This is a genomic window from Mesorhizobium sp. M8A.F.Ca.ET.207.01.1.1, assembly GCF_004794715.1.
GTDB lineage: Bacteria > Pseudomonadota > Alphaproteobacteria > Rhizobiales > Rhizobiaceae > Mesorhizobium.
The window spans coordinates 895,005-913,967 of record NZ_SRUS01000001.1 but is presented as its reverse complement, the minus strand read 5'-3'; the positions used below and the strand labels follow the sequence as shown (position 1 = coordinate 913,967).

The following is an 18,963-nucleotide window of genomic DNA, read 5'->3' as shown; positions in this document are numbered from 1 at the left end:
TGACGGTGTCTGTCTGTTCAATTTACCGGCATCGGGCCGAAGCGGATGCGGAAGCGCCTGTTTTCCCGGCCCTTCTTCTCGATCTTGCCGATGTGGATTTCGCCGATCTCGCCGGTGCTCTTCACATGGGTACCGCCGCAGGGCTGGCTGTCCACCGAGGCGTTCTCACCGATGCAGACGAGACGGATCTTGCCCGTGCCAACAGGAGGTCGGACATTCTTGGATTTTACCAGGCCGGGATTGGCGCCCAATTCCTCGTCGCTGATCAGCCTGGTGAAGATGGGATGATCAGCCCGCACTAGGTCCATCATGCCCGCAGTCACCTCTTCCTTGGTGAAGCTGGCGTCCGGAATGTCGAAATCGACACGGCTGTCGTCCTCGGAGACCGCCGCCCCGGTGATCGGGAATGGGCAGACGACTGTCAGCAGGTGGCAGGCAGCGTGCATGCGCATCAGCAGGTGCCGGCGCTCCCAGTCAATCGCCAGCTTCACGCGCTCACCGACCTGCAGCGTGGCCAGCTCCGGCGCCGGCACATGGATGATCTCGTCCTTGGTCTCGCCGGTGATCGTGGCGGCGATCGCGATGCGGCTGCCATCGGCACGTTCGATATGACCAGTGTCGCCCGGCTGCCCGCCCGAGGTTGCGTAGAAGATCGTCCGGTCGAGAATGATACCGCCGCGCTCATTGATGGCGACGACCGTGGCGTCAGCCGTCCTGAGATAGGCATCGTCGCGAAACAGCGCTTCCGTCTTGTGCGCCATCACGCAACCTTTTCGAACGGCACCGAGATCTTGCTCTGCAGTTCCATCCAGCCCGGCACCGGCAGCTTCTTGTCGCGCAGGAAGTCAGGGTTGAACAATTTCGACTGATAGCGCGTGCCGTAGTCGCAAAGGATGGTCACGATGGTGTGGCCCGGGCCCAATTCCCTGGCCAGCCGCATCGCGCCGGCAATGTTGATGCCGGTCGAGCCGCCGACGCACAGGCCTTCCTCCTGGATCAGGTCGAAGACGATCGGCAGCGCGTCCTCGTCCTTGATCTGGTAGGAGAAGTCAGGCGTGAAGCCTTCGAGATTGGCGGTGATGCGCCCCTGCCCGATGCCCTCGGTGATCGAACTGCCTTCGGACTTCAGCTCACCGCTGGTGTAGAAACTGTAGAGCGCGGCGCCAAGAGGGTCGGCGAGCGCAATCTTGACGTTCTTGCTCTTGGCCTTCAATCCGAGCCCGACACCGGCCAGCGTTCCACCCGAACCCACCGCCGAGACAAAACCGTCGACCTTGCCGCCGGTCTGGGTCCAGATTTCATCGGCCGTGGTGCGGATATGGCCATCGCGGTTGGCGACATTGTCGAACTGGTTGGCCCAGATGGCGCCGTTCGGCTCGCTCCTCGCCATCTGCTCGGCCAGCCGTCCCGACAGTTTCACGTAATTGTTGGGGTTCTTGTAGGGCACGGCCGGCACTTCGATCAGCTCGGCGCCGAGCAGCCGGATCGTATCCTTCTTTTCCTGGCTTTGCGTATCCGGGATGACGATGACGGTGCGGTAGCCGAGCGCCTTGGCGACGAGCGTCAGCCCGATGCCGGTGTTGCCGGCTGTCCCCTCGACGATGACACCGCCCGGCTTCAACAGGCCACGTTGTTCGGCGTCGCGGATGATGAACAGGCCGGCGCGATCCTTGACCGACTGTCCCGGATTCATGAACTCGGCCTTGCCCAGGATCTCGCAGCCGGTTTCCTCGGAAGCTTTGTTGAGGCGGATCAGAGGCGTGTTGCCGATCGCGTCGATCACAGAACGGGGCATTCAGGATTCCTTGTGTACATGCGCCGAAACCCTAGAAACCCAACGCTGCGGTTTCAAGGCAAGAATTCGTCTGGTCCAGTCGCATTTCCGGCCCTGCGGGTGCCGACCTTGCCGCGACCGGGCTCGATATCACACAGTTCATTTGCACCTGTGGTGGAAAAGCACTCTTTTCATTCGATTTCTTCACCGCTAGAGCAAAGCACCAACAACTCGGCAGGGCGCAGCATGACACTCTATCGGGCCGATCCGAAACACGGCGTCGCCTGGGTCACGGGCGGCAGCAGCGGCATTGGCCGTTCGCTGGCCAGGGACCTGGCGTCACAAGGCTATGCGGTGGCGGTGACAGCGCTGGACGACGATCCGATCGACACGCTCATCGTCGAGACCGCGCAGATGCCGGGCAAGGTCGTGTCCTTTCCCTGCGACGTCACCGACGAGCCGCGCATGGCAAGAACGGTCGCCGCGATCGAGAAGGACCTCGGACCGATCGTGCTCGCCATATTCAATGCTGGAAATTACATCTCGACACCCGGCGAATCCCTCGTCGTCAAGGACTTCCGCCGCTCCTTCGAGGTCAACTATTTCGGCATCATCAATGGGCTGGTGCCTGTCGTCGAGCATATGCGGGTGCGCGCGCGCGGCCATGTCGTTCTGGTCGGCTCGGTGACCGCCTATTTTGGCTGGCCGACCACGGCCGCCTATGGCGGCACCAAGGCCGCCATCAACATCCTGGCCGAGTCGCTGAAGTATGATTTCGACAAGATGAACATCCGCGTTCAGGTGATAAATCCCGGTTTTGTCGATACGCCATTGACCGAAAAGAACATGCTGCCGATGCCGGGCCTGATGCCGGTCGGCCGCGCGACCCGCCGCATGGTGCGGGGCATCAAGTCCGGTGGCTTCGAAGTGACCTTCCCTTACCGGACGAGCTGGCCGCTGAAAATTCTTGGCATGCTGCCAAGGCCTTTATGCCGATGGGTGATCATCCTGACGACCAGCTGGAAGGCACGGCCGCTGCATTACGAGCGCAAACCGCCCAACGAATAGATGCCCACAGGATTGCTGGCATGGCTGCCTGAACGGCCGTTGCCTGTCCATGGCCACCGCCATAGGTTGAATATTGTTGCGTGGAGTCTGCGATGGGGCGACGGATCGTGCTTGCTGTGCTGGGCCTGGTCGCCATCCTTGCACTGACCTTCGTACTGGGTCCACGCGTAGCGATCGACACCACGATCCGCTTCGATCCTTCCGTCATCGGCGACGACCCACAAGCCTATGTGGCAAAAGTGGAGGCCACCGTACCCAATATCCGAGACGGGTTGGAAAAGGAGATCGTCTGGGCCAACCCGATGGTGCATGCCAAGACCCCGCTGTCGATCGTCTACATCCACGGCTTTTCCGCCTCGAAGGGCGAGGTGCGCCCGCTACCTGACGACGTGGCCGACCAGCTCGACGCCAACCTGTTCTACACCCGCCTCACCGGTCATGGCCAAGACGGCGAAGCGATGACGCAAGGCAGCGTCAATGCCTGGATCAACGACTATGAGGAGGCGATCGCCATCGGCCGGGCAATCGGCGACAAGGTGATCGTCATCTCGACGTCGACCGGCGGCTCGCTGGCGGCCTGGGCGGCGACGCAGCCCGGGGCATCCGAGGGTGTGGCGGCCATTGCATTCATCTCGCCCAATTTCGGCGTGACGGCATCCGGCGCCGAGATCCTGACCATGCCCTGGGGCAAGCAGATCGCCGAACTCGTCGCCGGCAAGGAGCGCAGCTTCGTGCCACGCAATGCGCTGCATGAGAAATTGTGGACCACCAGATATCCGATCGCAGCGACGATGCCGATGCAGGCCCTGACCGAGCTTGCCTATGGTGCGCCTGTGGAGAAGGCGACCATCCCCGCCCTGTTCATCTTCTCGGATATCGACAAGGTAGTACGGCCCGACCGCACCCGCGAAATCGCCGCGCGCTGGGGCGGCGCGCATGAGCTGGTGCCCATGGAAAGCACCGGCGATCCCGACAATCATGTCATTGCCGGCGACGCGCTGTCGCCATCCACCACGGCGTTCCTGGCGCAACGGATTGCCGTCTGGATCGAAGCGGTGGCGAAATAGGCTTCAAGAAGAAGAGGGCGGCCGAAGCATTGCCTCGGCCGCCCTCTTCTTTGTTATCCGGTCAACCAGCCAACCCCAGGGATTGGAGGCGTCCGTGAGGCCTATCAAGCAGCCCGCGCTGCCGGACGCTTGCCGCCGAAGCGGCGCTTGTTGTTGCCCTTGAAGGGCTTGGCGCCTTCGGGCTTGCGCTCGCCGGCAAAGGCCGGCTTGTCGCCGAAGCGCTTCTTGCCGAAGCCGTTGTTCTGCTTCTTCTCGCCGCCCGGCCGCCGGCCGTCGCGACGGCCGTTACGGTCGCTGCGATCGTTGGCGGGTTCGAAGCGCTCGTTCTTCTCAGCCGGATTGCGTGCCGGATCGGGGCTGCCGAGATGGTCGGCAACAACAGGCAGCTTGGTGCGGATGATCCGCTCGACCTGGCGCAGCTTGCTGTTCTCCGAAGGATCGCAAAGCGTGATCGCGATGCCATCCATGCCGTTGCGGCCGGTGCGGCCGATACGGTGGACGTAGCTTTCCGCCTCATCCGGCAGGTCGAAATTCACGACATGGCTGATGCCGGGCACGTCGATGCCGCGCGCGGCGATGTCGGTCGCGACCAGAATGCGCACCGAGCCGTCACGGAAGTCATTCAGTGCCTTCTGACGGGCATTCTGCGACTTGTTGCCATGGATGACGGCGGCCTTGAAGCCGTCGCGCTCGAGGTCCTTGGTCACCCGGTCCGCACCATGCTTGGTGCGCGAAAAGATGATGACGGACTTCATCGCCGCGTCGGCGAGCATCGTCGACAGAACCTGGCGCTTCTGCTTGGTGCGGGCGAAGACGACGCCCTGCACGATCTCGGCCGCCGCGGTGCTTTGCGGCGAAACTTCAATGCGGACCGGGTTCTTCAAGAGGCCCTTGGCGAGCTCCGCGATCTCGTCCGGCATGGTGGCCGAGAACAGGGCCGTCTGGCGGTCGGGCGCGGTCGCCTTGGCGATGCGTTTGACGTCATTGATGAAGCCCATGTCGAGCATGCGATCGCCCTCATCCAGCACCAGCCATTTGGTGTCCGAGAGGATGAGGTCGCCCTCGCGCACGAGGTCGGTCAAGCGGCCGGGCGTGGCGATGAGGATATCGACGCCGGGAGCAACCTTCTTCACCTGGCTGAAGCGCGAGACGCCACCCAGTACGAGTGCCGTCGAGACATGCGCGCCCTTGGCGAGGATCTTGATCGTGTCCTCGATCTGCACGGCGAGTTCACGGGTCGGCGCCAGGATCAGCGCACGGGTCGTCTTGGCGCGCCGCTTGGTGCCGAGCGCGATGATCTTCGACAGGATCGGCAGCGCGAAGGCCGCGGTCTTGCCGGAGCCGGTCTGCGCGATGCCGAAAATGTCACGGCCCTGCAGCTGCGGCGGGATCGCCTGCATCTGGATCGGCTTCGGTTCGGCGAAGCCGGCATTGTGGGTTGCCTTGAGCAGCGCACCCGTAATTCCCAGCGCCGCGAAACCGGAGAGTTCCGCGGTTTCATTGCCGGGCAAAGTGTTTTCGTTGGTCAAAATAATCTTCTTTCACGCGGCCTCTGGCCGCAAACATCAATGGCGGCAGGGCGCAACCTGCCGTCGGATAAACTGTCATGGAACGACAAGGCGGCGGACAGGATTGTCCGCGCGGCTGCGCTGTCGTGCCCGCAGGCATCATGCCACGGGACTTTTTCGCCACTTTGTGATGTACCGGAAAGAGGGGCCGATATACCGGAAAGAGGGAAAACAGACGCAACCAGTCTCATTCGTCGAGAAGGCCGGTGAGTCCGGCCCAAGCGCCTATGCCGCTGCATATGGCTGAGTTCGCCCCGAAATGCAAGGGCTCCATGTTGCAGCGCAACAAAACCGGACCAAAAAGCCGACGCTTGCGCTCCCCGTCGGGCATCATTACCACAAACGCAGCTTCCGTTTTCTGGGGACCGAGCGATGAAGGACGTGCTGAAGGAACTCGAGCGGCGGCGCGACATCGCCCGCATGGGTGGCGGCCAGGCCCGCATCGACGCCCAGCACAAGAAGGGCAAGCTCACCGCGCGCGAACGAATCGAGGTGTTCCTCGACGAAGGCTCGTTCGAGGAGTTCGACATGTATGTCGAGCATCGCTCGACCGATTTTGGCATGGAGAAGACCAAGATCGCAGGTGATGGCGTCGTCACGGGCTGGGGTACGGTCAATGGCCGCCCGGTCTATCTCTTCGCCAAGGATTTCACAGTGTTCGGCGGCTCGCTGTCGGAAGCCCATGCCGAAAAGGTCATCAAGGTGCAGGAGATGGCGCTGCGCAACCGTGCGCCGATCATCGGCCTCTACGATGCCGGCGGGGCGCGCATCCAGGAAGGCGTGGCGGCACTCGGCGGCTATGCCGAAATCTTCCAGCGCAACGTGCTCGCTTCGGGCGTCATACCGCAGATCTCCGTCATCATGGGCCCTTGTGCCGGCGGTGACGTCTATTCGCCGGCCATGACCGATTTCATCTTCATGGTGCGCGACACCTCCTACATGTTCGTCACCGGGCCGGACGTGGTGAAGACCGTGACCAACGAGACGGTGACAGCCGAGAGCCTCGGCGGTGCTTCCGTCCACACGACGAAATCCTCGATCGCCGATGGCGCCTATGACGATGACGTCGAAGCACTCCTGCAGATGCGCCGGCTGATCGACCTGCTACCGGCTTCCAACACATCAGAGATTCCCGAGATCGAATGCTACCAGTCGGTCACCGATCACGACATGTCGCTCGACCGGCTGATCCCCGACAACGCCAACAAGCCCTATGACATCAGGGAATTGATCCTGAAGGTCGCCGACGAGGGCGATTTCTTCGAGATCCAGCAGAGCTTTGCGAAGAATATCGTCACCGGTTTCGGCCGGGTCGAGGGCCGCACGGTCGGCTTTGTCGCCAACCAGCCAATGGTGCTGGCGGGTGTGCTCGATTCCGACGCCAGCCGCAAGGCGGCACGCTTCGTGCGCTTCTGCGACTGTTTTTCAATCCCAATCGTCACCTTCGTCGATGTTCCCGGCTTTCTGCCGGGTACCGCGCAGGAATATGGCGGCCTGATCAAGCATGGCGCCAAGCTGCTCTTCGCCTATGCCGAGGCGACCGTGCCGAAGATCACCGTCATCACCCGCAAGGCCTATGGCGGCGCCTATGACGTGATGGCGTCAAAACATCTGCGCGGCGACATGAACTATGCCTGGCCGACGGCGCAGATCGCGGTGATGGGCGCCAGAGGCGCGGTCGAGATCATCTACCGCAAGGACATCGGCGATGGCGAAAAGATCGCTGCCCATACAAAGGCTTACGAGGATCGCTTCCTGTCGCCTTTCGTGGCCGCCGAGCGCGGCTATGTCGACGAGGTGATCATGCCGCACTCGACCCGCCGCCGTATCGCCCGGGCGCTTCGCATGCTGCGCAACAAGGACATGCAGAACCCCTGGAAGAAGCACGACAACATTCCGCTGTGAACTGGTGTCGCGGGCATCGCGGTTGATCAGCGCCCGTCTCCTGCAGCCACCAGGTCGCGCAGCACCGGCACCAGCGCCAGCGGCAAGTCCTCGGCGATCAGCCCCGGCCCAAACCGACTGCCCGCCTCGGCATGGATCCAGACCGCCGCGCAGGCCGCTTCGAATGCCGGCATGCCTTGGGCAAGCAGTCCGGCCGCGATGCCGGACAACACATCGCCCGACCCCGCTGTGGCAAGCCAGGCCACGCCGTTGGAATTGATCGCCGCCCTGCCATCCGGAGCGGCGATCACCGTATCGGCGCCCTTGTAGACGATGACGGCATTGGCATTCGCGGCAGCCGAGCGTGCCTTGTCCAGCTTCGAGGAGGCATTGTCGTCGGCGATACCAGGAAACAGCCTGGCGAACTCGCCTTCATGCGGTGTCATCACCAGCGCCGGCGCGTCCGGCCCACGGGCGGCTTCGAACAAAACGTCTGGCGCCTCCCGAAAACTCGTGATCGCGTCGGCGTCGAAGACCAGGCCGTCAATTCCGGTGGAGGCGGCCGCTGGCTTGCCCGACGCGAGCAGCGCGAGCGCGAACGCCTTGGTTTTTTCACCGACGCCAAAGCCGGGTCCGAGAACAAAGGCCGATGGCCGACGTTCCCCGACAAATGCCTCAATGTCGGCAGTGTCGTCGGTCCTGCGCAACATGATCGAGGTCAGGTGCGCGGCATTGACCTGCATGGCGTTGCCCGGCGACAGAAGCGTCACCGCCCCTGCCCCGCTTCGGGCGGCGGCAAGCGCCGAGAGCCGCGCCGCGCCGGTAGCGTTGGGTCCACCGGAAAAGACACCGACATGGCCGCGCTTGTATTTGTGCGCGTCGACGGCCGGCACCGGCAAACCGCGCAACCAAAGCTCCGGTCCGTTCTCGAATGTCCGGGGCTGGAGCGTTGCGATGATCTGCGCGCCGATGCCGATATCGGCAAGCACGATCTCGCCGCATCGTTCCCGGCCGGGCAGGAGCATATGGCCGGGTTTCTTGCGCGCGAAGGTCACGGTGAGGTCGGCTGAGAACGATGTGCCGAGCACCTTGCCGCTGTCACCGGAGATACCGGAAGGCAGGTCGACCGCGACAACCGGCAGATGCAGGTCGCTCACGAGATCGACCGCCCTGGCAGCCTCGCCGGACAGCGGCTTGGACAGCCCTGCCCCGTAAAGCGCATCGACCACGATCGAGCCGGGTCCGGCATTAAAGTCCGATAGCGGCTGGGGCCTGACGGAGCATTCCGCGGCGGCGAGTGCCGCGTCGCTATCCGGCCTTGGCGGACCATGCGCCCAGACCGTGGTGGCGACGCCGCTGCCGGCAAGGACCTGGGCAACGATATAACCGTCGCCGCCATTGTTGCCCGGGCCGCACAACACATGGACGTGCGCCGCCGCGGGATAGCGCCTGAGCACTTGCGCCGCGACGGCTTGCCCGGCACGGCGCATCAATCCAATGCCGTCGGTTGGACCTGCTGCAATAGTCAGCCGATCCGCCTCGCCCATATCGGCGGAAGTAAGAAGTTCGTGGCTCATGGATTGCCGATCCGCATTCGATCAAGCATTGTCCAGTTTTCGGCTCGACGCAAACGGGGAGGAGTTGCCGCTGTCATGGCCACGTCGATCGGCGCAAGGATCGCAGGCACCAAGCTGCCCGCAAGATGAGCAATTTGCCCAGATATTGGGCAGACACGTACAGTGACGCCGGATAGGCTGTTGCCCTTCATGCCGCTTCCAATGCAGCGAATGACGCGAATTTACATCTGGGGGTGACATGGCTTTGAAATCGTATGACACCGCTTCTGTTCCCTCCGACTGGCACAGTTCGTGCTTGATGGAGGCGCAAGCGGGGGCTCACAACCCGTTTTTTTGGCAGTGGAGGCCACCTTTTACATGAAAAAGATCGAAGCGATCATCAAGCCATTCAAGCTGGACGAAGTGAAGGAAGCGCTTCAGGAGGCCGGACTGCAAGGCATTACCGTGACCGAGGCCAAGGGTTTCGGGCGCCAGAAGGGTCACACCGAACTCTACCGCGGCGCCGAATATGTCGTCGACTTCCTGCCCAAGGTGAAGATCGAGGTCGTGCTCGGCGACGATGCCGTGGAAGGCGCGATCGAGGCCATCCGCAAGGCGGCCCAGACCGGCCGTATCGGCGACGGCAAGATCTTCGTCTCCAACATCGAGGAAGTCGTGCGCATCCGCACCGGCGAAACCGGCATGGACGCGGTTTGATCCGACCCGGCCATCCTCTAAGAAACGTCATCCATCAAAAAACGTCAGCACACAGGGATACATGACATGACGACAGCCAAAGACATCATGAAGCAGATCAAGGACAACGACGTGAAATTCGTCGACCTGCGCTTCACCGACCCGAAGGGCAAGCTGCAGCACGTGACGATGGATGTCGTCGAGGTCGAGGAAGACATGTTCGCCGACGGTGTCATGTTCGACGGCTCCTCGATCGCCGGCTGGAAGGCCATCAACGAGTCCGACATGGTGTTGATGCCCGATCCGGACACGGTCCACATGGACCCGTTCTTCGCGCAGTCGACCATGGTTATCCTGTGCGACATCCTCGACCCGGTCTCGGGCGAATCCTACAACCGCGATCCGCGCGGCACGGCCAAGAAGGCCGAGGCCTACATGAAGGCGGAAGGCATCGGCGACACCATCTACGTCGGCCCGGAAGCCGAGTTCTTCGTGTTCGACGACGTCAAGTACAAGGCCGATCCCTACAACACCGGCTTCAAGCTCGATTCGACCGAACTGCCGTCGAACGACGACACCGACTACGAAACCGGCAACCTCGGTCACCGGCCGCGCATCAAGGGCGGCTATTTTCCGGTGCCGCCGATCGATTCGGCGCAGGACATGCGTTCCGAAATGCTGACGGTGCTGGCCGAAATGGGCGTGCGCGTCGAAAAGCATCACCATGAGGTGGCCGCCGCCCAGCACGAACTGGGCATCAAGTTCGACACGCTGGTCCGCAACGCCGACAAGATGCTGATCTACAAGTATGTCGTGCACCAGGTCGCCAACGCCTATGGCAAGACCGCCACCTTCATGCCGAAGCCGATCTTCGGCGACAACGGCTCGGGCATGCACGTCCACCAGTCGATTTGGAAGGGCGGCAAGCCGACCTTCGCCGGCAATGAATATGCCGGTCTGTCGGAGAGCTGCCTGTTCTACATCGGCGGCATCATCAAGCATGCCAAGGCGATCAATGCCTTCACCAACCCGCTGACCAACTCCTACAAGCGTCTGGTGCCTGGCTACGAAGCGCCGGTGCTGCTCGCCTATTCGGCGCGCAACCGCTCGGCCTCCTGCCGCATCCCATTCGGCTCGTCGCCAAAGGCCAAGCGCGTCGAGGTCCGCTTCCCGGATCCGGGCGCGAACCCCTATCTCGCTTTCGCCGCCATGCTGATGGCCGGCCTCGACGGCATCAAGAACAAGATCCATCCGGGACAGCCGATGGACAAGGATCTCTACGACCTGCCGCCGAAGGAGCTGAAGAAGATCCCGACCGTCTGCGGCTCGCTGCGTGAAGCGCTGCAAAGCCTCGACAAGGATCGCGGCTTCCTGAAGGCCGGCGGCGTCTTCGACGACGACCAGATCGATAGCTACATCGAACTGAAAATGGCGGAAGTGATGCGCTTCGAAATGACCCCGCATCCGGTCGAATACGACATGTACTATTCGGTCTAGGATTCCGTTCGGATAATGTTTCAAAGCCCTTGAAGGATTTCCCCCTTCAAGGGCTTTTTGCTGATCCAAAGGGCTCTGTCGATGGATTGTTTGCGGACAGCCACGCACGATGGTCAACTTGCTTAGGTTTTGAAGGACGGATCGCAGCTGGAGCTGCCGGGCCTCGCGGCGGCCGCCGGCGAAAGACCTCAGGTCACGGGCGGCAGGACCCAGCCAGTGCCCATTCGAGCAAGTAGCCGTAGCCTTTCGAGCGCAATCGAACGCCAGGAGCGAGCGGCGCACTGCCTCAGGCTGCAATGCCCGCTCGTCCGGCGCCCCCGCCAATGCAGTCGTTCACGAAACCCCCGCCCCGTTCGAACAGCATCGCTTGGCGTAACCCATAGCCATGAATACGCATGCCGCGGCGTCATATGTCAACGCCACGGAGGTATGGCACCAACTGGCGATTTCCTTGCATGAACAGTGGCTTATACAAGGGTTCGTTGGTGTACGGACGAGCCGGAAACAGGCAGTTTTCCGGGCTTTTTCACCAAATACAGAAACGCAAGCCATCGATGAAGGGTATGGCATGCCGGCCAAAAGCCTCCTCATTCGCTGAAGCTGACCCGACCTTTTCAGCCTGACTTTTTTTGGGTGTATTCAAGTCGCAGCCGTTCGATCGGTTTTGATGGACGTTCAGCGCCTGTGCCGCCCACTCGCTGCTAACGTGGCAATCCGGAGCGAGTCTCTCCGGAATGGACGGGCCGCCACAAAAGAGAACCCCGGCGACGGCCGGGGTTCTCGCAAGGACAGAGCGTCGGAGGGTAACGCCTATCCAGCAAGCTCGTCGGGACCGTGCAGGTTCCAGTCCGTTCGCCTGGCCAGGATCAGCAGATAGTAGATTGCCGCCACTGCCATGATCAGCAGCGTCGCGATCAGGCTCGGGCGCCCGAAAGCGGCATCGAGCAGGTTCTGGTAGGCGACATAGACCAGCGCCACAAAGGCAAGGACGGCCGGCACTGGGAACAGCGGCATGCGGTAGTGTCCGCCAGCCGTAGTGCCATTGCGGCGGCCGGCAAACACCGCCACGCACAAAAGCGCGTAGATCACCACCAGCGACGTGCCGCTGACCACCAGCAGCAGATTGAGATCGATGAAGCAGGCGAGCGAAGCCAGCACCGCCACGACGATGGTGGCGATCCAGGGCGATGCGTAGCTGCCATGGACCGAGGCGACGGCGGCGTTGATTGGGCCGAACCAGGTCTTGTCGCGGCCGGAGCTGAACAGCAGCCTGGCGGCCTGCAGGATGATTGCGATGACGGCGTTGAAGATGGCAACGACGATGGCAAGGCTGATCAGAACCGTCAGCGCATGGCCGCCGCGCGCTTCCAGAAAATACTCGATCTTCTGGGGTGCCGCGAGCAGGCCGGGAAGATCCGGAGACCCCAGCAACACCGCCGTCAGCGGAATGAGTTCGGCCGCGACGGTAATCACCAATGCCCAGAGAACCACCTTGCCGATGTTGCGCCTGGCATCCTGTGTCTCCTCGCCGAAATAGGCGGCCGCGCCATAGCCGTTATAGGCAAACAGCGAGACGGCAGTGGAGGCCAGGATGAGGCCGGCCGAGGCCGGAACAAGCGTGTTCGTGGTGGCGTCGAGCAATTGCGGCGAGGTGAACAGGCTGGAGAGCGGCCGCTCGACATGGGCAAAGCCGAGACCGGTCAGGATCAGCAGCGCCAGCATCTCGATGCCGAGGAAAATGCCGGTGACGAAGGCGTTGAGCTTGATGCGCATCGCCGCGACCGTGCCGGCCAGCCCGATCGTCACCACGCCGACCCATTGCGGACTGAGGTTGGGGATGAGCACGCCGAGATAGGTGCCGACACCAAGCGCGATGACGGCGACGATCAGCACGATCGAGACAAACACCAGCACCAGCGTGACGAAGCCCCAGAAGCGGCCGAGCGTGCGGCCGATCATGGTGTATTCGCCGCCGGCCATCGGATAGGCCGATGAGAGTTCGGCATACACGAAGGCCATGAACAGCCCGATGACCGCGGCAATGACAAAACTGAGGAATGAACCGGTGCCGGCCAGCGCGATGACGCCCGGCACGATGATGAACACCGAGGATGCCGGCGTCACTGCCGATAGCACGATCATCAGCGTGCCGAGCGCATTCAACGCCCGATCCAGTCCCTTGGCGGCGGGCGCGGCCTTGGCAGTTGACCCTGTCGTTGCTTCGTTTGTAGACATCTTCCTCCCTTTTTTTTAATAGGATAAAAATTTTCCTCCGAGGGGAGCCTAGCGATGGAGTCAGATATCGTCAATTAATATGGTGCATTGGTGCTTGCGAAATTTCATGAGGCTGTTTTAAACTGAATCAAATTCAGGAAACGAAGATGGGACGACCCAAAACCCAGGCCGATCGTCGCCTCACGCTCGTCGCGGCAGCGGAATCGATGATCGCCAAGCGCGGCCTTGCCGGCGTCACGTTGCGCGACGTCGCCAATGAGGCAGGGATGAGTTCGAGCGCCCTGCTCTATTATTATCCTGGCCTGAAGGACCTGCTGGACGATGTGCAACGCAAGGCCGTCGAGCGGTTCTGCACCATACGCGCGGCGTCGGTTGCCGAGATCGCCGATCCGCGGCTGCGGCTGAAAACGATGATCGAAAGCGGACTGCCGACGGACGCGGACGACCAGCTCTGCCGGCTGCTGCTCGAACTTGGCGCCTATTCGCGCTCGGATGCGAGCTACGCGGCCCGCCACATCACTTTGTTCGAGCGGCAAGTGTCGATCTATGTCGGCATACTGGAGGCGGGCGCCGCCACCGGCATCTTTAAACTACGGGCGACCAGCGAGACGATCGCGCGCAGCCTGGTCGTGCTCGAGGATGGCCTGGGGCTGCATCTCGTCAATATCGTGCCCGCGGTCGATCAACCTTCGGCGATGGCGATCCTGACCAGCTATGCCGAGCTTGCGACGGGCTGCAGCCTTCGCTGAGCCAGAATATCAATCAACGGAGCGGAACCCCAGCATGGACCAACTGCCGACCCATACCACCACGCCAGCCGGCAAGGCCCGCGCCCGGGCGCTCGCCATTCCCTTGCAGGGCACGCCCGGCCCCGCCAATGCCATCACCGATGTCGGAGGCGTCCTGGTCGGCTACTCCACGATCATCAAGGGCGAAGGCAAGCTCGCGCTCGGACAGGGACCGGTGCGCACCGGCGTGACGGCGATACTGCCGTTCGGCCACGACGGTGTCGGCGTGGCCTGCGCCGCCGGCTATCACTCCTTCAACGGCAATGGCGAAATGACCGGCGCCTCGTGGATAGAGGAAGCCGGTAGCATCAGCCTGCCGATCCTGATCACCAACACCCATGCGGTCGGCCCCTGTCATCGCGGCATCATCGACTGGGTCGCGCGCCACAAGCCCGACGTCGCCGATCAGTGGCTGCTGCCGGTGGTGGCCGAAACCTGGGATGGCTATCTCAACGATATCAACGGCTCGCATGTCACGGTCGACCATGCGACCGCGGCGATCGACAATGCGACAAGCGGGCACATCGAGGAAGGCTCGGTCGGCGGCGGCACGGGCATGAACTGCTACGCTTTCAAGGGCGGCTCGGGCACGGCTTCAAGGGTCGTCGACTACGGCCATCGCTCCTACACGGTCGGCGTCTTCCTGCAAGCCAATTTCGGCTCGCGCCGGGAACTCACCATTGCCGGCGCGCCGCTCGGCAACGAACTGGCCGACGACAACCCGATGGAGGCCTATTTCAGCGGCGGCCCGACGGGCGCCGGCTCCTGCATCGGCATCGTCGCCACAGATGCGCCGCTGCTGCCTGGCCAGTGCAAGGCGCTGGCCAGGCGCGTGCCGCTCGGTCTCGCACGGACAGGCACCACCGGCTCGCATTTCTCCGGCGATATCTTTCTCGCTTTCTCGACCGCCAACCGCGACGCCCTCAACGGCCGCTTCCCGCGGGGACCGGCGACCGAACACAGCTATGGGCACATGGATTTCATCCCGTGGGGTCGCATGGATGATTTCTACGCAGCCGTCGTGCAAGCAGCCGAAGAGGCGGTGCTCAACGCGCTTGTCGCCAACAGCGACATGATCGGCCGCGACGGCAATCGGACCCCCGCCCTGCCGCATGCCAAGGTGGTGACGGCGCTGAACGCGCGTGGGGTCATGGCTGATCGACAATAACGAAGGCCAATCCGGCAAACTGCTTGACAAAAAAAAGCCCGGGCGTTTTCAGCCCGGGCCTTTTCCATAATGAGCATCCGTTCGCGGCGCCGAGTTGCATGCGCCGCAAAGAGGATCAGGCGGCGGCCGAAACCTCTGCGCTGGCCGGCACCGAAGCGATCGTCTTCAGGATCTGCGAGGCGATCTGGTAGGGGTCGCCCTGCGAGTTCGGACGGCGGTCTTCCAGATAGCCCTTGTAGTCGTTCTTGACGAACGAATGCGGGACGCGGATCGACGCGCCGCGATCGGCGATGCCATAGCTGAACCTGTTCCACGGCGCGGTCTCATGCTTGCCGGTCAAACGCTTGTCGTTGTCCGGGCCGTAGACGGCGATGTGGTCCATCAGATTCTTGTCGAAAGCCGCCATCAGCGCTTCGAAATAGGCCTTGCCGCCGACTTCACGCATATAGGCGGTCGAGAAATTGGCATGCATGCCCGAGCCGTTCCAGTCGGTGTCGCCGAGCGGCTTGCAATGGTATTCGATGTCGATGCCGTACTTCTCGGTCAGGCGCTGCATCAGATAGCGGGCCATCCACATCTGGTCGGCGGCCTTTTTGGAACCCTTGCCGAAAATCTGGAATTCCCACTGGCCCTTGGCCACTTCGGCGTTGATGCCTTCGTGGTTGATGCCGGCCGCGAGGCAGAGATCAAGATGTTCCTCGACGATCTGGCGCGCAACGGAGCCGACATTCGAATAGCCGACGCCGGTATAGTACGGACCCTGCGGTGCGGGATAGCCACTCTCGGGGAAGCCGAGCGGACGGCCGTCCTTGTAGAAGAAATACTCCTGCTCGAAGCCGAACCAGGCGCCTTCGTCGTCGAGGATGGTGGCGCGCTTGTTGGAAGCGTGCGGCGTAACGCTATCGGGCATCATGACTTCGCACATGACGAGCGCGCCGTTGGTGCGGGCCGGATCCGGGTAGACCGCGACCGGCTTCAGTACGCAGTCGGAGCTATGCCCTTCGGCCTGCTGCGTCGATGACCCGTCGAAGCCCCACAGCGGCAGCTGCTCGAGCGTCGGGAACTCGGCGAATTCCTTGATCTGCGTCTTGCCGCGAAGATTGGGGACCGGGGTGTATCCATCGAGCCAGATATACTCGAGCTTGTATTTGGTCATTCTAGAGCCTCTCGTTGCTTGGACACCGCAAGCAGGCGATGTCGATGCATGGCCGAAACAGGCCGGCCTGCCGATGATTAAAAAGCAATTCGTATGCCACTCGGCCTCCGACGGGTGCGGCAAAATGGTCATGCCAAGGCTTTGTTTTTGCTGAGCCGTCCCAGCAATGCGTGCAGATCGCCCAAGCCGCAATACTGCTTAAATCATAGGCAAATCATGATCTTTTCGTAGGCATATTGCCTAAATGAATCGCAGAACCTATTTTGATGGGAACTGAATCGACGAGCTTCTGAAAAACAAGGGAGACCGGCAATGCAAGTCACGCAATGGCGTCCGTCGGCGAAAATCCTGATGTTCCCGCTGGCAGCGCGCAGGCCTGCCTTAAATTTAGGCGCCAAGGCCAAATTCGCGGCAGAGCTTGCCGCGCTTCGCGGCGAGCACGCCGATTTCGATGGCTGGTACCACGAGGCCGCCGTCGAGGAAGAAAACCCGCAACGGAAAAGCTGAAGCCGCTCCACGTCGATCTCGCATGAAAAAGCCCGGCGCGATCGCTCGCGCCGGGCTTTTCGTTCGTAAGAGCCTAGCGACTACTCCTTGGCGTGCAGGTCGGTTCCCAGCGTATCCTTGACGAAGATCATGCCGATGATCAGCGTCATCGCCGCGATGACCACCGGGTACCAAAGGCCATAGTAGATGTCGCCCTTGTAGGCGCTGAGCGCGAACACCGTCGCCGGCAGCAGGCCGCCGAACCAGCCATTGCCGATGTGGTAGGGCAATGACATGCCGGTGTAGCGGATGCGGGTCGGGAACATCTCGACAAGGATCGCCGCGATCGGCCCGTAAACCATGGTCACGAACAGCACCAGGATGAACAGGATACCGATTGTCATCGGCCAGTTCACCGCCGCCGGATCGGCGAACATGGCAAAGGCACCGCCGCCCGGTATGTTGTAGACGGTGACCTCGGGTGCGCCCGCGGCCTCATCGGCGGTCAAGAGCTTGTCCTTGACCGCCTGATCGGTCGGCACCGCTGCCTTCTCGCCGCCGCGGATCGCGGCTGCGTCGAGCTTGAGTTCAGGATTGGCTGCGATGAAGGCATCGAGTTTCTGGTCCGCAACCTTAATTGCCGCACGCTTCAGCGGATAACCGCTGTCCCGCAGGGACATGTTGACGGCCTTGACGAAGACCGCGTCCTTGGCCTTGGCCTGATCGCCGGCCGCGACCGCATCGTAGGACGGCACCGTCTCTGTACCAATCTTGACTGACGCAGCCGTCCCGGCCGCCGCCGTCGACACCACATCGTACGGAACCGAGTTCTTGGTCAGGAACGAAGTCGCGATGTCGCAGGATGTCGTGAATTTCGCCGTGCCGACCGGATTGAACTGGAACCTGCAGTCGCCGGGTGCCGCCGTCACCGTTGCCCGGGTGCTCTGCTGTGCCTTGGCGAGCGCCGGATTGGCGGCCCAGGTCAACGCCTTGAAGAGTGGGAAGGTGCAGACGATGGCCAGCGCAAGGCCAGCCATGATGATCGGCTTGCGGCCGATCTTGTCGGAGAGCCAGCCGAACACGACAAAGAAGATCGAGCCTAGCGCCAGCGCGATGGCGATCATGATGTTGACCGACTGCGCGTCAACCTTCAGCACGTTCTGCAGGAAGAACAGCGCGTAGAACTGGCCGTTGTACCAGACGACGGCCTGACCGGCGGTGAGGCCGAGCAGCGCCAGGAGCGCGATCTTGGCGTTCTTCCACTGACCAAAGGCTTCCGAGAGCGGCGCCTTGGAGCCCTTGCCTTCTTCCTTCATCTTCTGGAAGGTCGGGGACTCCGACAGAGACAACCGGATCCAGATCGAGACGGCGAGCAGCAGGAAAGAGACGATGAAAGGAATGCGCCAGCCCCAGGCGGCGTAAGTCTCCTTGCTCAGCGATCCCTGCACGATAAGGATGATGATCAGCGACAGGAACAGGCCTAGCGTCGCGGTCGTCTGGATCCATGAGGTGTAGAAGCCGCGGCGGTCATCGGGCGCGTGCTCGGCGACGTAGGTGGCCGCACCACCATATTCGCCGCCCAGCGCCAAGCCCTGCAGCATGCGCAGGGCGATCAGGATCACCGGAGCCGCGATGCCCAAGGTCGCATAGCCGGGCAGAAGGCCGACCAGGAAGGTCGAGAGACCCATGATCGTCATGGTGACCAGGAATGTGTATTTGCGGCCGACGAGGTCGCCGATGCGACCGAACAGCAGCGCGCCGAACGGGCGCACCAGGAAGCCCGCGGCAAAGGCAAGCAGCGCGAAGATGTTGCGCGTTGCCTCGGGAATGGTCGGGCTGAAAAAGGTCGAGCCGATGAAAGCCGCCAGCGAGCCGTAGAGATAGAAATCGTACCATTCGAAAACGGTGCCGAGCGAGGAAGCGAAGATGACTTTCTTCTCCTCTCGCGTCATGCCGCGGCTCGTTCCGCCGGCGGTCGATGCCATTGCCATTGAGTTATCCTCCCGTGAGACCCAGTCCT

Annotated in this window: 15 protein-coding genes; 8 read left to right on the top strand and 7 right to left on the bottom strand. The window is 62.2% G+C overall.

What is annotated here, in order from left to right; translation table 11 throughout:
• Positions 1-17 precede the first annotated feature (17 nt).
• Both EN850_RS04725 and EN850_RS04720 read right to left on the bottom strand, forming a co-directional pair.
• Complete coding sequence (locus EN850_RS04725) at positions 18-761, bottom strand: alanyl-tRNA editing protein (protein ID WP_135915592.1); 744 nt, start codon at positions 759-761, stop codon at positions 18-20.
• Positions 761-1,795, bottom strand: coding sequence for a cysteine synthase A (locus EN850_RS04720; RefSeq protein WP_136090706.1), 1,035 nt, complete (start codon positions 1,793-1,795; stop codon positions 761-763). Before EN850_RS04720 ends, EN850_RS04725 begins: the two co-directional genes overlap by 1 nt.
• Positions 1,796-2,020: 225 nt before the next feature.
• Here EN850_RS04720 and EN850_RS04715 point away from each other — a divergent pair, with 225 nt between their 5' ends.
• Positions 2,021-2,842 carry an SDR family oxidoreductase gene (locus tag EN850_RS04715; RefSeq protein WP_127280474.1) on the top strand — a complete coding sequence of 274 codons (822 nt, stop codon included), beginning with the start codon at positions 2,021-2,023 and terminating at the stop codon, positions 2,840-2,842.
• Between the two features lie 92 nt (positions 2,843-2,934).
• Positions 2,935-3,909, top strand: coding sequence for an alpha/beta fold hydrolase (locus tag EN850_RS04710; protein WP_135880303.1), 975 nt, complete (start codon positions 2,935-2,937; stop codon positions 3,907-3,909).
• A gap of 104 nt (positions 3,910-4,013) precedes the next feature.
• Here the strand turns inward: EN850_RS04710 and EN850_RS04705 are convergent, their stop codons facing one another.
• On the bottom strand, positions 4,014-5,438 hold the full coding sequence (locus tag EN850_RS04705) for a DEAD/DEAH box helicase (protein ID WP_135867747.1): 1,425 nt from the start codon (positions 5,436-5,438) through the stop codon (positions 4,014-4,016).
• Between the two features lie 411 nt (positions 5,439-5,849).
• On the opposite strand from EN850_RS04705, the gene EN850_RS04700 reads away from it, so the two are divergent.
• A complete protein-coding gene (locus EN850_RS04700) occupies positions 5,850-7,382 on the top strand; it encodes an acyl-CoA carboxylase subunit beta (RefSeq protein WP_135928759.1) in 1,533 nt (510 codons plus the stop codon).
• A gap of 26 nt (positions 7,383-7,408) precedes the next feature.
• Here the strand turns inward: EN850_RS04700 and EN850_RS04695 are convergent, their stop codons facing one another.
• Complete coding sequence (locus tag EN850_RS04695) at positions 7,409-8,938, bottom strand: NAD(P)H-hydrate dehydratase (RefSeq protein WP_135928760.1); 1,530 nt, start codon at positions 8,936-8,938, stop codon at positions 7,409-7,411.
• A gap of 357 nt (positions 8,939-9,295) precedes the next feature.
• Between EN850_RS04695 and EN850_RS04690 the strand changes: the two genes are divergently transcribed.
• Positions 9,296-9,634: a P-II family nitrogen regulator gene (locus EN850_RS04690; RefSeq protein WP_006205430.1), complete on the top strand. Its 339-nt coding sequence runs from the start codon at positions 9,296-9,298 to the stop codon at positions 9,632-9,634.
• Positions 9,635-9,700: 66 nt separating this feature from the next.
• On the top strand, positions 9,701-11,110 hold the full coding sequence (gene glnA / locus EN850_RS04685; protein ID WP_127279623.1) for a type I glutamate--ammonia ligase: 1,410 nt from the start codon (positions 9,701-9,703) through the stop codon (positions 11,108-11,110).
• 810 nt (positions 11,111-11,920) lie between these two features.
• On the opposite strand, the gene EN850_RS04680 is transcribed toward glnA, so the two are convergent.
• On the bottom strand, positions 11,921-13,345 hold the full coding sequence (locus tag EN850_RS04680) for an APC family permease (RefSeq protein ID WP_136090705.1): 1,425 nt from the start codon (positions 13,343-13,345) through the stop codon (positions 11,921-11,923).
• A gap of 146 nt (positions 13,346-13,491) precedes the next feature.
• Here EN850_RS04680 and EN850_RS04675 point away from each other — a divergent pair, with 146 nt between their 5' ends.
• Positions 13,492-14,094, top strand: coding sequence for a TetR/AcrR family transcriptional regulator (locus tag EN850_RS04675; RefSeq protein ID WP_135915589.1), 603 nt, complete (start codon positions 13,492-13,494; stop codon positions 14,092-14,094).
• Between the two features lie 34 nt (positions 14,095-14,128).
• Positions 14,129-15,301 (top strand): P1 family peptidase, encoded by a 1,173-nt coding sequence (locus tag EN850_RS04670; protein WP_136090704.1) that lies wholly within the window; start codon positions 14,129-14,131, stop codon positions 15,299-15,301.
• A 115-nt stretch (positions 15,302-15,416) separates the two neighbouring features.
• Here EN850_RS04670 and EN850_RS04665 read toward each other — a convergent pair whose 3' ends face one another.
• A complete protein-coding gene (locus EN850_RS04665; protein WP_136090703.1) occupies positions 15,417-16,457 on the bottom strand; it encodes a glutamine synthetase beta-grasp domain-containing protein in 1,041 nt (346 codons plus the stop codon).
• A 312-nt stretch (positions 16,458-16,769) separates the two neighbouring features.
• Between EN850_RS04665 and EN850_RS04660 the strand changes: the two genes are divergently transcribed.
• Positions 16,770-16,964, top strand: coding sequence for a DUF2735 domain-containing protein (locus tag EN850_RS04660; protein ID WP_136090702.1), 195 nt, complete (start codon positions 16,770-16,772; stop codon positions 16,962-16,964).
• An 80-nt stretch (positions 16,965-17,044) separates the two neighbouring features.
• Here EN850_RS04660 and EN850_RS04655 read toward each other — a convergent pair whose 3' ends face one another.
• Positions 17,045-18,934, bottom strand: a complete 1,890-nt coding sequence (locus EN850_RS04655) for an MFS transporter (protein WP_136090701.1) — start codon at positions 18,932-18,934, stop codon at positions 17,045-17,047.
• Positions 18,935-18,963 lie beyond the last annotated feature (29 nt).

Excerpts from the sequence above, each read along its gene's own strand:
- EN850_RS04695 (WP_135928760.1), bottom strand. The coding sequence starts at position 8,938 with ATGAGCCACGAACTTCTTACTTCCGCCGATATGGGCGAGGCGGATCGG.
- EN850_RS04710 (WP_135880303.1), top strand. The coding sequence starts at position 2,935 with ATGGGGCGACGGATCGTGCTTGCTGTGCTGGGCCTGGTCGCCATCCTT.
- EN850_RS04725 (WP_135915592.1), bottom strand. The coding sequence starts at position 761 with ATGGCGCACAAGACGGAAGCGCTGTTTCGCGACGATGCCTATCTCAGG.
- EN850_RS04655 (WP_136090701.1), bottom strand. The coding sequence starts at position 18,934 with ATGGCAATGGCATCGACCGCCGGCGGAACGAGCCGCGGCATGACGCGA.
- EN850_RS04720 (WP_136090706.1), bottom strand. The coding sequence starts at position 1,795 with ATGCCCCGTTCTGTGATCGACGCGATCGGCAACACGCCTCTGATCCGC.
- glnA (WP_127279623.1), top strand. The coding sequence starts at position 9,701 with ATGACGACAGCCAAAGACATCATGAAGCAGATCAAGGACAACGACGTG.
- EN850_RS04670 (WP_136090704.1), top strand. The coding sequence starts at position 14,129 with ATGGACCAACTGCCGACCCATACCACCACGCCAGCCGGCAAGGCCCGC.
- EN850_RS04660 (WP_136090702.1), top strand. The coding sequence starts at position 16,770 with ATGCAAGTCACGCAATGGCGTCCGTCGGCGAAAATCCTGATGTTCCCG.
- EN850_RS04715 (WP_127280474.1), top strand. The coding sequence starts at position 2,021 with ATGACACTCTATCGGGCCGATCCGAAACACGGCGTCGCCTGGGTCACG.
- EN850_RS04700 (WP_135928759.1), top strand. The coding sequence starts at position 5,850 with ATGAAGGACGTGCTGAAGGAACTCGAGCGGCGGCGCGACATCGCCCGC.
- EN850_RS04665 (WP_136090703.1), bottom strand. The coding sequence starts at position 16,457 with ATGACCAAATACAAGCTCGAGTATATCTGGCTCGATGGATACACCCCG.
- EN850_RS04675 (WP_135915589.1), top strand. The coding sequence starts at position 13,492 with ATGGGACGACCCAAAACCCAGGCCGATCGTCGCCTCACGCTCGTCGCG.
- EN850_RS04680 (WP_136090705.1), bottom strand. The coding sequence starts at position 13,345 with ATGTCTACAAACGAAGCAACGACAGGGTCAACTGCCAAGGCCGCGCCC.
- EN850_RS04690 (WP_006205430.1), top strand. The coding sequence starts at position 9,296 with ATGAAAAAGATCGAAGCGATCATCAAGCCATTCAAGCTGGACGAAGTG.